The sequence below is a fragment of the Corynebacterium callunae DSM 20147 genome, from assembly GCF_000344785.1.
GTDB lineage: Bacteria > Actinomycetota > Actinomycetes > Mycobacteriales > Mycobacteriaceae > Corynebacterium > Corynebacterium callunae.
This window is the reverse complement of record NC_020506.1, coordinates 1757670-1771739: the sequence shown is the minus strand read 5'-3', so window position 1 is coordinate 1771739 and position 14070 is coordinate 1757670. Positions and strand designations below refer to the sequence as shown.

Genomic DNA, 14070 nt, shown 5'->3' with positions numbered 1-14070 from the left:
GATCCGTTTCTACGGTGCCGGTTATACCATTCGGAAGAAAAATGTCTAGGCTCGTTGTTATGAAACTTTCGGCTTTTGAAAGAGAAGCACTAAAGAACTCCCTTCTAGAAAAAGGTCCTGAGGCTCCGACTCTGTGTGGCGAGTGGAAGACTCGCGACTTGGCCGTACATCTATTGGTTCGTGAACAGTACCCAGTATCCTTCCTGCGTTCCCAGTTGCCGGTCGGCGGTGACCCAGCGGAAGAGCTGACTCAAGAAGCATTGCAGCGCCCATATGAAGAGGTTGTAGAGCAGTGGGCAGCAGGCCCAAAGGGGCTAAATCCATGGCGTGCCCTTGACACCATGGGTAATGCGATGGAGCACTTCATTCATCATGAAGACGTGCGTCGCGGTGCCCTCACCCCTGGCGAGCCAGTGGAAGAACGTGAAATCTCGCCAGAACACGCTCGTGAACTACATCGTTTGCTGAAGCTTTCGGCACCACGCTTTATTAAGGCAGATCGTCCGGTAATCTTGGCACCAACCGGTATGCCGAGAATTGTGCACAATGATAAATCTGGAGTCTCCGCTGATGGAGAATCAGTAATTCGTGTTCAAGGTGGGGTAGGGGAGCTAATTCTCTGGATTTACGGTCGTAAAGTTGTCAACGTTGACATTACGGGTGATACTTCCAACCTTAAGCTTTCGAGTCTCTAAAAGAATCGCTAAAACCGCGTGGTGCCGCTGTGAATAGAGTGGTTTGAGCGACTAGTGTTAAAGCCATGACTGTCAGAAACGGCGCACCCAAGCGGGGGAGCTCTCGATCTTCCGGAAAGTCGACGGGGCCTAAAACCACCGCGACTCCCCGGAGAAGCAAACCTGCCTCCAGAACTAATAGCACCGATACTGCCGTATTTACTTCCTCGATGACTGCACGCCGTGCAGCTGATACATCAGAAGAAAGGACCGGCAGTGCCTTTAAGGCTGTCGGTACTGGAATTGGCACGATCTTTAGCGCAACTGCCAGTGGTATGGGAAAAATTACCCGCTCAGTTGCAGACCTCGGTCGTTCACGCCGGGGTGATTTTGATGATGATTTAGATGATGACTTCGAGGAGGAGATCTCAACGAAACCCGCTGCTCGAAAGTCGCGAACCAAGGCTGCAGAACCTGAACTGGATCTGGATATTGACGATGACGTAGATCAGGTACCGCTGCGCAATCGGGTAAGTGACTATACCGACGAGCATGCCGATGGAATTGCTCTCAGTCTGGTTGGTGTAGCTATCGTTTTGGGTGCTGCCGTGTGGCTTGGCATCGGTGGACCAATCGGCAATTTCATTGCGGATATTGTGCACTTGACTATCGGTGCTGGAGCATGGATTTTGCCATTGGCTCTTATCGCCAGTGCTTTTGCCTTAATGCTTCATTACACCCCAGAGCGCGAGCACCAGGGCCGGGTAAGCCTGGGTATTGCAGTCATCATTATCAGCATGTTGGGCTTGATTCATCTTTTTGCCGGAAACCCAGTTGATTGGGAAGGCCGAAAGGCAGCCGGTGGCGCCATTGGTGCTTGGATTGGCAGTCCCCTGGAGATGGGCTTTTCAGTCTATTTGGCAGTTCCAATTTTGATCTTGGTGCTTTTTTGGGGAGCACTTAAAACCACTGGAATTAGCATTCGGGAATTCGGCGAATTTATTGGTACCTACTTTGGCTTTGCAGGATCGGCTAGAGAAGAAGAGTTTGAAGAAGATGATGACCTATACGGTCATGTTGAAAAAGTCATTGAATCGAAGGCGACGGGCCGTGAACTACCGGCTCCGACTCGCTCCACGTCACGTACTCCGAGGCGTCGTGTGCCGGTAACCCCGCCACCTGCACCAGCTCCAACGGTTTCTACGCGCCGCCCGGCGGCGCCTTTGGATCGTTATCCAGTTGAAGAGGAAATCCCAACCCCTGTCGCTGAACCTGTACCAGCGCCGAGGGAGGCGTCGAAAAGCCTCTTTAAGCCAAGCGTTAGCGAAACCGATGAGTTCCCGGCTATCACTGATGAAGATGTCAAGCCTGTAGCCAAGACTCAGGCCCGCGATGCGGTGGCTGCTTCACGGGAAAGCATGCGCCAGGCGATCATTCAGCGCTCTGGAATGGATCCAGTGCCAGCCAAGGTAGAAAAGCCCGCAGCGCCCGCACCGGCGGAAATTGTTAGCGACGGCGATAGTACTTATGTGCTGCCAAGTGCGAACTTGTTGATCCCAGGTGAGCCAGCGAAGCTGCGCTCTGAGACTAACGATCGCATGATTGAAGCGATTACTGATGTCTTCCGCGAATTTAACGTTGATGCTGCGGTAACTGGATTCTCACGTGGCCCAACAGTGACGCGTTATGAGATTGAGCTGGGAGCCGGTGTCAAGGTTTCTAAGATCACCAACCTGCAGTCCAATATTGCTTATGCAGCAGCGACCGAAAATATCCGTCTGCTGACACCAATTCCAGGTAAATCAGCAGTGGGTATTGAGGTGCCAAACTCTGATCGTGAGATGGTGCGCCTCGGCGATGTATTGAATGCTCCAGCCACGGTGGACAATAAAGATTCCATGCTCATTGGTTTGGGTAAGGATATTGAGGGAGACTTTGTTTCCTATTCGGTGCAGAAGATGCCACACCTTTTGGTTGCTGGTTCCACTGGTTCCGGTAAGTCTGCTTTTGTGAACTCTTTGCTGGTGTCTTTGCTAACTCGTGCGCGTCCAGAAGAAGTTCGCCTGATTCTGGTTGACCCGAAGATGGTGGAATTAACTCCTTATGAGGGAATTCCACACCTGATTACTCCGATTATTACCCAGCCAAAGAAAGCCGCAGCTGCTTTGCAGTGGTTGGTGGAGGAGATGGAACACCGCTATATGGATATGAAGCAGACTCGTGTGCGTCATATCAAGGACTTCAATCGCAAGGTGAAATCCGGCGAGATTCAGGCTCCCGCAGGTTCGCAGCGCGAATACCGTCCCTACCCATATATTGTCTGCGTGGTTGACGAGCTCGCCGACTTGATGATGACCGCTCCGAAGGAAATTGAAGAGTCGATTGTGCGCATCACGCAGAAGGCCCGTGCGGCTGGTATCCACCTAGTGCTTGCAACGCAGCGTCCTTCCGTGGATGTTGTTACCGGTTTGATTAAGACCAACGTGCCTTCACGTTTGGCCTTTGCAACCTCTTCTCTGACTGATTCCCGCGTTATTTTGGACCAGGGCGGTGCAGAAAAGCTCATTGGTATGGGTGACGCACTCTTTATTCCGCAGGGTGCCGGCAAGCCACAACGTATCCAAGGCGCCTTCGTCACCGACGAAGAAATCCAAGCGGTGGTGGAATCGGCCAAGGCACAGCGCCAGCCGGAATACACCGAAGGTGTTACCGAGGATAAGGCTGCTGAAGCCAAGAAGGTTGACGCCGATATCGGAAACGATTTGGAAGATCTCTTGGAAGCAGTAGAACTAGTGGTGACCTCTCAGATGGGTTCCACCTCCATGCTGCAGCGCAAATTGCGAATTGGTTTTGCCAAGGCTGGTCGTTTGATGGACTTGATGGAATCTCGCGGTGTGGTTGGGCCTTCGGAAGGCTCCAAGGCTCGTGAGGTTTTAGTAAAGCCTGAAGAACTCGAAACCATTATTTGGATGCTCAAAGGTGCAGATCCTGCAGATGCACCAAAGGACGATAATTGGGATCAGGGTGTAGAAGGCACTGATACTGAGCTAGATTCCGAGGTTGATTCAGCGGCTGCAGAAACCAATGTGGTTCGCGCTGATCCTTCACGCGGGGCCTTCTAAGGCCTTCATACAAGCCGGCTGGCAAAAAGCCTGGCTAAGTGATGTGAGGCGTGGTGAGATGCAATTAAAAGGTGACACCTAGGAACAAATGGGTTCCCAGCTGTCACTTTTGCAGCTGGCGGTATTAGTCGATTTAGGTTATAGTTTTCCCGTATTGGAGGGGAGTACCCCATAAGCAGCGTTGATCGTCAACACGGAATCCACAATGACTTTCTTAATTCCTAACTATTAAAGTCGGGGTTCCCGGTCACACTGGCCCAACTTCGCTTCCGCATTTTTTGATTCTTAAAGGCTGCGTGAGACGCAAAAGGGTGGGGGAGACCTCTGGTTCTTTTTCAACGACCGAGAACCGGAGGTTCTTTTTACATGGAAGTAAACATGTTAACTTGGGTGATCACCATTGCAGTGGTTGCTGCGTTCTTTATTTTCGACTTTTATACCCACGTGCGCACCCCGCACGAGCCAACCCTTAAAGAATCCGCTTATTGGAGCCTTTTCTACGTTGGTTTGGCCTGTGTTTTCGGTATCTTCCTGTGGTTCACCTGGGGTGAGCCGGGTAATCCCCACCAGCACGGCGTCGAGTTCTTCACCGGCTACGTCACTGAAAAGGCATTGAGTGTTGATAACCTCTTCATCTTCGCCTTGATCATGGGTGCCTTCAAGATTCCTCGCAAGTACCAGCAGAAGGTACTGCTTATTGGTATCGCATTGGCTCTGGTCTTCCGTTTGGTCTTCATTTTGCTCGGTGCCGCAGTTATTGAAGCTTGGTCCGATGTCTTCTACATCTTCTCCATCTGGTTGATTTACACCGCTGTGAAGCTGATCTGGGATGAAGTTCGTGAAACCCCAGAGATCGATCCTAATGACATGGCCGTCATTAAGATGTTGCGCAAGGTTATCCCGGTTACCGAGGGCTACCACGGCGATAAGCTCACCCACCGCGCCGGTGGCAAGCTACACCTGACCCCACTGTTTGTGGCTTTGGTTTCTATCGGCATGGTTGACCTGATGTTCGCTTTGGACTCCATCCCAGCGATCTACGGTATTACCGCTGAGCCTTATATCGTATTCACCACCAACGCCTTTGCTTTGCTTGGCTTGCGTCAGATGTACTTCTTGCTTGACGGCCTCCTGGACCGCCTGGTTTACCTGCCTTATGGCTTGGGTCTAATCCTGCTGTTCATTGGTGCAAAGCTGGGTCTGCACGCACTGCATGAAAACAAGCTTCCATTCATCAATGGTGGCGAGCCTGTCTCAGTACCTGAAGTTTCCACCGTTTTCTCCTTGATCTTCATCGTCGGTGTCTTGGTTATTACCGTTGTTGCTTCCATCATTAAGAACAAGCGTGATGAGAACCAGAACGCTATTCCTCCTCGTTGGAACCCATCCAAGAACGATGGCGACAAGTGGGATTCTGAAGAAGCAGCTGCACAAAACGCAGAGCAGTCCGGCCCAGTTGCGGGAACTGCAGAAGATAAGCACTAAGCAGTAAAAGCGAAAAAATAGAGGAGGACCGCAAGCCGAATATGGCTTGCGGTCCTCCTTTTTCATTATCAAGGTTGCGCTGGAAAGTTAAATTTAGAAGATCTTGGAAACTGGGTTCCAGGTCTGGATGGTGCGGTTTTCCAGCACGCCTTCCTTATAAAAAGGATCATTGTTCATCAAGGTTTCAGCATCAACCAAGTTGGAGCCTTCTGGAAGTGCAATAACGATTAGTGCTCCACCTTCACCATCGGTGAAAGGTCCAGAGCCAACAATATTGCCCTCTGCAAGCAGGGTGGCAATAAATTCGCGGTGGGTGGGGCGAAGCTCTACAACAGCTTCACTATCAGGGCTATAGCTATAAGTAACTGCAAAGTAAGTCATAATCACTTAGTTTAAGCCGCGACAAAGCAAGGTGGGCTATTTATTTCGGGTTATTTCCTGCGCATCGAATCTGTTTAAGTACGCAGAAAACTGCGTAAAGCTCGAGAAGATGGGGCTTAGTTTGACAACCTAGTGGCAAGCTAAGAAAGAAAAAGAGTGTGAGTGCTGTCGTGCTACCAAGACACCAGGTATTTTGAGGCCTATCGTGGAACCTACGGTGGAATAAGGCAACGCAAGCGATTAAGGCAGTGCACTCAGCTCAGCTAAACGTTGTGTCTTAAAACAAGGCAGGTAGGGTAAGAAATCGTGAATGATGCATCAGCAGGCGCTCATGGCGCACAGGATCCTCAAGGAACCCAAAAGACTCAAACAGGCCAGTCTTCGTCGACTCAGCCTTCTAATTGGAATCTGCCTAACTTTCTCACAAGCTTGCGCATCATCGTCATTCCACTTTTTGCCTGGCTGACTCTAAAGGGCGAAACGGAGAATAATGCCTTCGCCTGGTGGGCGCTGATTGTCTTTATTCTGCTAATGATCACCGACAAGCTTGACGGCGATATTGCGCGTGCCCGCGGTTTGGTCACCAATTTTGGCAAGATTGCCGATCCTATTGCGGATAAGGCTTTGATGACTACCGCCTTTGTATCCTTTAATATCATCGGAAGTTTGCCATGGTGGGTAACCATTCTCATTGTGATCCGAGAGTTTGGCATCACCATCTGGCGTTTCTTCCAATTGCGCAATGGAAATGTGGTGCCAGCTTCTAAGGGCGGCAAGCTTAAGACTGTGCTGCAAACCGTAGCTGTAGCCCTTTATTTGTGCCCACTGCCATCTTGGATGGATATTCCGAGCCAGGCCGTTATGTACCTTGCGCTTATCGTCACCGTAGTCACCGGTGTGCAATATCTCTGGGATTCCCGCACCGCTGGGCAATCCGCTAAGTAAGTTAAAAACCATGAGTGAAGCTTCGGATCTGCAGCAGCCAACTGACACCATTGAGCAGTTAGCGGCAAAGGTGGTGCAGTTGTTAAAAGCAAAACACCAAACCCTTGCCTTTTGTGAATCTTTAAGCGCTGGCTTGGCCAGTGCTCAGATTGCGGGGATTCCCGGAGCATCGGCAGTGTTGCGTGGGGGATTGGTTACTTATGCAACTGAGCTCAAGGTGAAGTTGGCGGGGGTGCCGCAAGAAGTAGTGGATCGTTTTGGTGTGGTCTCGGCGGAGTGTGCTGCTGCAATGGCACTTGGAACTCAGAAACAATGCGAAGCAGTGTGGGCTATTTCGCTTACTGGAGTGGCTGGTCCTGAGATGCAAGACGGTAAGGCGGTAGGTGAAGTGTGGATTGGAATTGCTGGCCCGGCAACTCGATCTGAAGAAAATTACCATTTGGAAAACCTGACGGGAACAATTCAGACTTTTCGTGCGTTTGAAAGTGAACAACAGGTAATCTTGGCTGAACAAGGTAGGAATTTCATCCGGGAGGCAGCTGTTGCACAATCCTTCCGCCTGCTGATTAAACAAATTGAGTGTGACTGACTCAAGTTCCTGGGTAAACTGGGAACAAATTCAAGGGAAAGAGAGTTGAACCTTACGATGGTTACTTATACAACCCTTTTAGATAAGCCGATTTCAGAAGCGGCTACCAGAAAGACTCCTGAGCCTCTCCTGCGCGAGGCACTGGGAGCTGCACTTCGATCATTCCGCGCAGATAAAGGCGTCACCCTTCGTGAGCTAGCCGAACTTTCACGGGTCTCACCTGGTTATTTGTCCGAGCTGGAACGTGGACGTAAAGAAGTTTCCTCGGAACTTCTGTCCGCCGTGTGCCATGCACTTGGAGCCAGTGTTGCAGATGTGCTGATTGAGGCTGCTGGATCAATGGCTGTGCGCGCCGCTCAAGAAGATCTCGCTCGCGTTTAGTTTTTGGGGTAATCCCTGCGGGCCTGTTGGCCCGTGGGGTGCCCAGCGTGCAGGAACGTTGCGGGCACACGTCGAAAAGCTTTGGTGGTAGTTTTTATAGCCACCATTGCCCCTAAAGTGTGGCTATTATGGACTGCGACGAAGTTCCACGGAACTCAGCGAATTCATCTGTTTCAGATATTTAGGAAGGCTCATTTTCAATATGGCTAATCCATTCTCCAAAGCATGGAAGTACCTGATGGCATTGTTCGACTCAAAGATTGAGGAGAATGCCGATCCAAAGGTGCAGATCCAGCAGGCCATCGAAGATGCGCAGCGCCAGCACCAGGAGCTTTCCCAGCAGGCAGCTGCTGTTATCGGAAATCAGCGCCAGCTAGAAATGCAGCTTAACCGCCGTTTGGCTGAGATTGAGAAGCTGCAGGGCAATACTCGTCAGGCAATTCAGTTGGCTGATAAGGCTCGTGCTGCTGGCGATGTGCAGAAGGCAACTGAGTACGAAAATGCTGCTGAGGCTTTTGCTGCACAGTTGGTCACTGCGGAGCAGTCCGTTGATGACACCAAGCAGCTGCATGACCAGGCTTTGCAGCAGGCTGACCAGGCTAAGAAGGCAGTGGAGCGTAACTCCATGGCTTTGCAGCAGAAGGTTGCTGAGCGCACCAAGCTGCTTAGCCAGCTAGAGCAGGCAAAGATGCAGGAGAAGGTTTCTGAGTCTTTGAAGTCCATGAACTCCATGACCAATGGCAGCTCTCCTAACCTTGATCAGGTCCGCGAGAAGATTGAGCGTCGTTACGCTAATGCTTTGGGCCAGGCAGAGTTGGCACAGAACTCTGTTGAGGGTCGTATGGCTGAGGTTGAGCAGGCTGGCGTGCAGTTGGCTGGTCACTCCCGCCTTGAGCAGATCCGCGCTGAAATGGCCGGAAATTCCCTCACTGCACCTCAGCAACAGGATTCCATTGCAGCTCCAACCACTGATTCCACCGTCGCTGATGACGCCGTGGCGCAGCGCATGCGCGAATTGCGCGGCGAAGCTTAACAGCTAAAAATTTAAGGATGAGGGGCAGGTACAACTACCTGCCCCTCATCCTTTTGTGCTTTTCGACGAAAACCTGATCGCTTTGGAGTCTTAGTCACCGGCTCCACGCGCCAGGAGAGCATCACCGATGTTGCGAGCTCTGCGAATAGATCGAATGATCACCGGAGTGCCAAAAGCGACGATAGAAAATCCAGCTCCACGTGCTTTTCTTGCATCCAAAACCTCATTGACGGTGGCTAATTGTAAGGGGATGAGCCGCAGCGTGAGGGAGATAGCCAAGGTAATGGTTTCCACCGGCAACCCAAAGCGCTCAAAAGGTAGCAACATCTTCTCCACGGCATCCATCAATGCTTCCAAGCGCGTGGTGAGAGTGAGCAACATGGCCGCCATTACCGCAGAAAGCAGTGTTAAAACAGTGGTGGCTGCAAAATCAAAACCTTGTTGCCATACTTGAAAAACACCTAAGAAGATTAAGACTGGAAGCACGGGCCAAATCTGTTGCCAGGCAGTGCGGACTGGAATCTGAGCTACCGCATATAGCACCAGCATAAAGAAAACTAGAGCTGCCGAAACAGCAGGAGTATCTGCGATAATTGCGCCGCCCACGATAAAGATCAGCAGTAGGGGGAATTTCCACATGGCGGGTAGGCGGTGAATTGGTGAATGGGCGTCAACATAAACACCTAAAGGAATGCTTTTCATCGAATGGACTCTGTCATCAGGGAAACGTAGTGGTTAATGCTGCTCTGCGCGGGCCCATCAGCGACGATCTTATGATCATTAATGCAAATCACTCTTTCAAAATCGCTGAGGAAATCCAGATCATGGCTCACCACAATTAATTGCTGTTCCAGCCCGCCGAAGACCTCTTTGATCAACAAGCGATTGCGAAGGTCAAGCAGGGTAGTTGGTTCATCAGCAATGATGAGTTCCGGTTCCAAAATCAGCACTGCTGCCAGCGCGAGCAACTGTTTTTGTCCACCTGAAAGAGTATGGGGAGATTGGTCTGCATGATCGCTGAGATTAAAGCGCGCGAGCATCTCGTCGACACGCTTATTCTTTTCTTCTTTTGGCATCTTTTGGCGGCGCAGTGAAAAGGCAATATCTTCGCGGACAGTGGGCATAATGATTTGGTTTTCCGCATCGGAAAAAACGTAGCCCACCTTTTTACGAACCTCGCGGCCCTTTTCTGAAACATCAAGGCCATCAACCAATACTCGGCCACTGCTGGGTTCACCTAGGCCATTAATCATTCTGATGAGGGTGGATTTTCCACCGCCATTGGCACCGATAATTCCGATGCGTTGTTCCCTCAAACTTAGGGACACCGGCTCCAAAATGAGGGTGTCCTCGTAGCTGACGGCGGCATTTTCAAAGATGATTTCAGGCATATCGTGCAATTCTAGGTGAAGTGATTGGGGTAGGTGCAGCAATAGTTACACCCTTTGAACAGTGCAAAGAAAACTGTTCAAAGGGTGTAGAGCAAATGAGATTATATCTTAGCGCGCAGATCAGGGAAGGCTGCATGAACACCAGCAGCGATGATCACCATGAGTGCGAACTTACCCAGGTCAGGCAGGATGAATGGAAGCTGGGCAGCGGCTGCGGCGTTGAAGGTCATGCCAGCTCGTAGAACCAGGCCGATGGTGCCACAGAGGTACTGAGTGAAAAGGCCAACTAGAGCTGCGATACCCAATACGATAAACATGCCTGCGCCACGCTTACGTGGTGCCAAATAGGCAATAATGCCAGCCAGAAGTGGGGAAATTAGGTAGCCAATGATATAGCCTGCGGTTGGGCCAGCAAGCGCTGCGATGGTGGTGCGTCCACCGGCGAGCACTGGAAGTCCAATCAAACCGAGCGCAAGGAAGAGCAGCGCTGCCAAGAAACCACGACGGCCACCGAGAACCAATCCAGCCAAAACAACTGCTGCATTTTGCAAAACAATAGGTACGCCGGCAGTTCCGACAGGAATGGACACAAAGGCCAAAACGATAATGAGGGCAGCATAAACTGCGATGAGGGCGAGATCTTGGAGGCGCTTTGCGGAAGATGGCTTCTTCTTGGCAGAAACCTGCGCTGGAGACTGGGAATCAGTGTGCATGGATGAATTGTACTACTGAACGCTGTTCAAAAGCAACCTAGAACACAATTTTTGTTTTGATGGCACAATTCTCACAGCGCTTTAGCTAAAAATGGCCATGTATGATTGTCCGCATGCGTTTATCGGAGTTCCGGCAGCTTATTGCCGATGAATTTGGCCAAACAAAAGGGGAGTGGATTGCCCATTCTCACGTCCTGGGAAAGTTCGGCGTCACCGTTAATGCAGCTGTAGAAAACGGGGAAGATCTAAGGGAAGTTTGGATCCAGCTATGTGATGATTTCAGCATTCCTGAGGAACGGCGCCTCGGATCTGATGAAATTAGATATTAACTTTTAATTGTTCTAAAAAAGTTTCGGTTTAGATTCGAGTTTCGAACAGTTGTGCGTGTAAAGTGGTGTTTAGGAATTCTAAGTCCCAGTCATGTTCTATCGTCTATCCACAGAGGCACCAAATTGAAGTGCTGGGGATCCGATCTTCATCTTTCACGGTCTAACAAAAGTAGGACCTGAAATCCTTTTAGGCTAGGGACAAAAGTAATACCGCTGGCAACTGCCAGATTTAACAAGGAATAGGACAAAAATGGCTGCAAAGAAAACAACCTCAAAAACCGCCAATGTTAAAGGCGATGACCGCCAAAAGGCCTTAGACGCTGCCCTTGCTCTTATTGAGAAAGACTTTGGCAAGGGTGCAGTTATGCGCCTGGGTGATGAAAACCGTCCGCCAATCCAAACTATTTCCTCTGGCAATACTGCAATTGACATTGCACTTGGTATCGGTGGATTCCCCCGTGGACGAATTGTAGAGATCTATGGCCCAGAATCCTCAGGTAAGACCACTGTGGCACTTCATGCCATTGCACAGGCACAAAAAGCTGGCGGCATCGCAGCTTTCATTGACGCCGAGCACGCGCTTGACCCAGATTATGCCCGCAACCTTGGCGTAGATACTGATGCCCTTTTGGTTTCTCAGCCTGATACCGGTGAGCAAGCTCTAGAAATTGCCGATATGTTGGTGCGTTCTGGCGCTATCGACATTATCGTTATTGACTCCGTCGCCGCATTGACCCCTAAGGCTGAAATCGAAGGCGAAATGGGCGATAGCCACGTCGGCCTACAGGCTCGTTTGATGAGCCAGGCGCTGAGGAAGATGACTGGTGCACTTTATAACTCCGGCACCACTGCAATCTTTATTAACCAGCTGCGTGAGAAGATCGGCGTAATGTTCGGTTCACCAGAAACCACCACCGGTGGTAAAGCCTTGAAGTTCTACGCTTCAGTGCGCTGTGATGTGCGCCGTATCCAAACCCTAAAAGACGGCCAGGACGCCATTGGTAACCGAACCCGCCTCAAGGTAGTTAAGAATAAGGTGTCCCCACCTTTTAAGATTGCAGAATTCGACATCATGTATGGCGAAGGAATCTCCCGTGAATCCTCCGTTATTGACCTGGCTGTTGACCACGGCATCATTAAGAAGTCCGGCTCTTGGTTTACCTATGAAGGCGACCAACTGGGCCAAGGTAAGGAAAAGGTGCGCCTCTACCTCAAGGACAACCAAGCCCTGACCGATGAGGTTGAAGAGAAGATCTTCAAGAAGCTTGGTGTTGGTAAATTCGCAGCCGTTTCTGATGAACTCACCGATGATCCTGTAGAGCTTGTCCCCAACGTTGACTTTGATGACGAGGCTGAGGATTAAGCTTTAAAAAACACCTCGCACCAGGGGAGTAACTGCTAGATCCTTAGCGGATTACTCCCTTTTGTTGTCTCAATCTGCAAAACACATGGAGGCTTAGCGTGGCTACCACCACCGATGCGGCACAGCTAAGAAAAATTGAAAAGCTTAAAAAAGCCCTAGCTGAATTCCAAAGCGAAAAAGCAGCAGGAGAAAACAGCTTCTTTGATAAAGAAAAAGAAGAAAAGAAGTCAACGGTACGCCGGCGTGCACTGCTCTTACTTGATCAGCGTGCTCGCTCAACCTCGGAATTAAGGACTCGGCTCCAAGCATTAGAATTTGAAGCCGACATCATTGAAGAGGTGATTCAGGATTTCCTCAATTCTAAGTTGCTGGATGATGAATTATTTGCCTCTGAATGGGTGCGTCAACGAAGCCAGCGCCGTGGCAAATCATCTCGGGCTCTGGATCAAGAGCTGAGAGAAAAGGGAATTTCCCAACAACTTCGCACCGTCGCTTTGGAACAAATTGATGGTGACAAAGAGCGGGAGACGGCCAGGGCCGTCGCCCGCAAGAAGGCTCGTTCGGAAACTAAAGTGCCCCAAGACCGGGCCGAATACGACAAAGCTTTGCGACGAGTCCTTGGAGCATTAGCCAGAAGAGGATTTCCTGCAGGATTATCAATGCAGCTCTCCCGTGAAGCTCTAGATGAACGAATAGCAGAACTCAAAGATTAAAAACAAGAAGTGCCTGATACAAAAATCTTGTATCAGGCACTTCTTATTGATTTAGAACTTAAAGATTGATGTTATTGCACACCAGGGGTCTTGAGATCCTTATAATCTGGGTCGTGCCAATCGGCATTGACTTGGTCCTTGGTGATAAGACCCTGATCAGGATGCTCTGGAACCTTTGCCACGATATTCTTGCGAGCTCGACCGGCGCGCAGCTGGCGCTCGATACGCGAAGCCAAAGCGGAAAGTGAGAAGTTCAAAGCAATCATGATCAGTGCAACCACGAAGAGCGCAGCCAGGTAGTTACGGTTAACAGACGCAGACTGAATACCGGAGCGAACCACTTCGATGTAACCGATCTGGTAGCCAAGTGCAGAATCCTTGAGGGCAATAACCATCTGAGAAATCAACGCTGGCAACATTGCAGCTACTGCCTGAGGCAAAAGAATTGACCAGGTGGTTTGACGAGGAGACAAACCAAGGGCAGTTGCAGCCTCGCGCTGACCCTTTGGCAGAGATGCAATGCCAGAGCGCAAAATCTCGGCGATCACAGATCCGTTGTACATGGTGAGTCCGAAGACCACTGCTGCAAAAGCAAGGTGCTTGGAAGGGAAGATCTGGTAACGCGCAAACATTTGGTAAGCGAAGATCATCAGGATCAGCACTGGGATAGCGCGGAAAACTTCAATGATAACGCCACAGAACCAGCGTAAAGCGCGGGATTCAGAAATGCGGCCCAGGCCAAGAGCAGTGCCCATCACAAGTGCAAGCAGGACGGATACTACTGCAGATTTAAGGGTGCCCCATAAACCGGGAAGGATGTAGGTGGTCCAGGTTTGGCTATTAATAAAGGGGGTCCACTTGGCGCTATCTAATTGACCATTGGCAAAAAGGACAGTGCCAATCCAATACAGCACAGCCAGGGCTACTAGGCCGGTGACTGCTGTAATGATC

At 50.4% G+C, this 14070-nt stretch carries 15 protein-coding genes; 10 read left to right on the top strand and 5 right to left on the bottom strand.

The features are described 5' to 3' along the window. Positions 1-59 precede the first annotated feature (59 nt). The 3 genes from H924_RS08380 (at position 60) to H924_RS08370 (ending at position 5281) form a co-directional block, all read left to right on the top strand. On the top strand, positions 60-695 hold the full coding sequence (locus H924_RS08380) for a TIGR03085 family metal-binding protein (RefSeq protein WP_015651526.1): 636 nt from the start codon (positions 60-62) through the stop codon (positions 693-695). 65 nt (positions 696-760) lie between these two features. Continuing rightward, positions 761-3796, top strand: a complete 3036-nt coding sequence (locus H924_RS08375) for an FtsK/SpoIIIE family DNA translocase (RefSeq protein WP_211208099.1) — start codon at positions 761-763, stop codon at positions 3794-3796. Positions 3797-4162: 366 nt separating this feature from the next. Beyond that, the gene (locus tag H924_RS08370) at positions 4163-5281 is read left to right on the top strand and encodes a TerC family protein (protein WP_042392635.1); all 1119 of its coding nucleotides are present in this window, start codon (positions 4163-4165) and stop codon (positions 5279-5281) included. Between the two features lie 93 nt (positions 5282-5374). Here the strand turns inward: H924_RS08370 and H924_RS08365 are convergent, their stop codons facing one another. Further along, positions 5375-5662: a YciI family protein gene (locus H924_RS08365; protein WP_015651523.1), complete on the bottom strand. Its 288-nt coding sequence runs from the start codon at positions 5660-5662 to the stop codon at positions 5375-5377. A 306-nt stretch (positions 5663-5968) separates the two neighbouring features. On the opposite strand from H924_RS08365, the gene pgsA reads away from it, so the two are divergent. The 4 genes from pgsA to H924_RS08345 all read left to right on the top strand — a co-directional run bounded on the left by pgsA (position 5969) and on the right by H924_RS08345 (position 8610). Continuing rightward, positions 5969-6607 (top strand): CDP-diacylglycerol--glycerol-3-phosphate 3-phosphatidyltransferase, encoded by a 639-nt coding sequence (pgsA, locus tag H924_RS08360; RefSeq protein WP_015651522.1) that lies wholly within the window; start codon positions 5969-5971, stop codon positions 6605-6607. A 10-nt stretch (positions 6608-6617) separates the two neighbouring features. Continuing rightward, positions 6618-7196 (top strand): CinA family protein, encoded by a 579-nt coding sequence (locus H924_RS08355; RefSeq protein ID WP_015651521.1) that lies wholly within the window; start codon positions 6618-6620, stop codon positions 7194-7196. A 57-nt stretch (positions 7197-7253) separates the two neighbouring features. Then, positions 7254-7577 carry a helix-turn-helix domain-containing protein gene (locus H924_RS08350; protein ID WP_015651520.1) on the top strand — a complete coding sequence of 108 codons (324 nt, stop codon included), beginning with the start codon at positions 7254-7256 and terminating at the stop codon, positions 7575-7577. A gap of 202 nt (positions 7578-7779) precedes the next feature. Continuing rightward, complete coding sequence (locus tag H924_RS08345) at positions 7780-8610, top strand: PspA/IM30 family protein (protein ID WP_015651519.1); 831 nt, start codon at positions 7780-7782, stop codon at positions 8608-8610. A gap of 90 nt (positions 8611-8700) precedes the next feature. Here H924_RS08345 and H924_RS08340 read toward each other — a convergent pair whose 3' ends face one another. The 3 genes from H924_RS08340 to H924_RS08330 all read right to left on the bottom strand — a co-directional run bounded on the left by H924_RS08340 (position 8701) and on the right by H924_RS08330 (position 10714). Next, the gene (locus tag H924_RS08340; protein WP_015651518.1) at positions 8701-9312 is read right to left on the bottom strand and encodes an energy-coupling factor transporter transmembrane component T family protein; all 612 of its coding nucleotides are present in this window, start codon (positions 9310-9312) and stop codon (positions 8701-8703) included. Beyond that, positions 9309-10001, bottom strand: coding sequence for an energy-coupling factor ABC transporter ATP-binding protein (locus H924_RS08335; RefSeq protein WP_029703234.1), 693 nt, complete (start codon positions 9999-10001; stop codon positions 9309-9311). The genes H924_RS08340 and H924_RS08335 overlap by 4 nt, the downstream gene beginning before the upstream one ends. A 101-nt stretch (positions 10002-10102) precedes the next feature. Beyond that, positions 10103-10714: a biotin transporter BioY gene (locus H924_RS08330; RefSeq protein WP_015651516.1), complete on the bottom strand. Its 612-nt coding sequence runs from the start codon at positions 10712-10714 to the stop codon at positions 10103-10105. Positions 10715-10827: 113 nt separating this feature from the next. Here H924_RS08330 and H924_RS08325 point away from each other — a divergent pair, with 113 nt between their 5' ends. The 3 genes from H924_RS08325 (at position 10828) to recX (ending at position 13119) form a co-directional block, all read left to right on the top strand. Then, positions 10828-11043, top strand: coding sequence for a DUF3046 domain-containing protein (locus H924_RS08325; protein ID WP_029703233.1), 216 nt, complete (start codon positions 10828-10830; stop codon positions 11041-11043). A gap of 250 nt (positions 11044-11293) precedes the next feature. Beyond that, the gene (gene recA / locus H924_RS08320) at positions 11294-12406 is read left to right on the top strand and encodes a recombinase RecA (protein ID WP_015651514.1); all 1113 of its coding nucleotides are present in this window, start codon (positions 11294-11296) and stop codon (positions 12404-12406) included. Positions 12407-12504: 98 nt separating this feature from the next. Beyond that, positions 12505-13119, top strand: coding sequence for a recombination regulator RecX (gene recX / locus H924_RS08315; RefSeq protein ID WP_015651513.1), 615 nt, complete (start codon positions 12505-12507; stop codon positions 13117-13119). A gap of 71 nt (positions 13120-13190) precedes the next feature. On the opposite strand, the gene H924_RS08310 is transcribed toward recX, so the two are convergent. Next, positions 13191-14069, bottom strand: a complete 879-nt coding sequence (locus H924_RS08310; protein WP_404825333.1) for an amino acid ABC transporter permease — start codon at positions 14067-14069, stop codon at positions 13191-13193. Between the last annotated feature and the right edge of the window lies 1 nt (position 14070).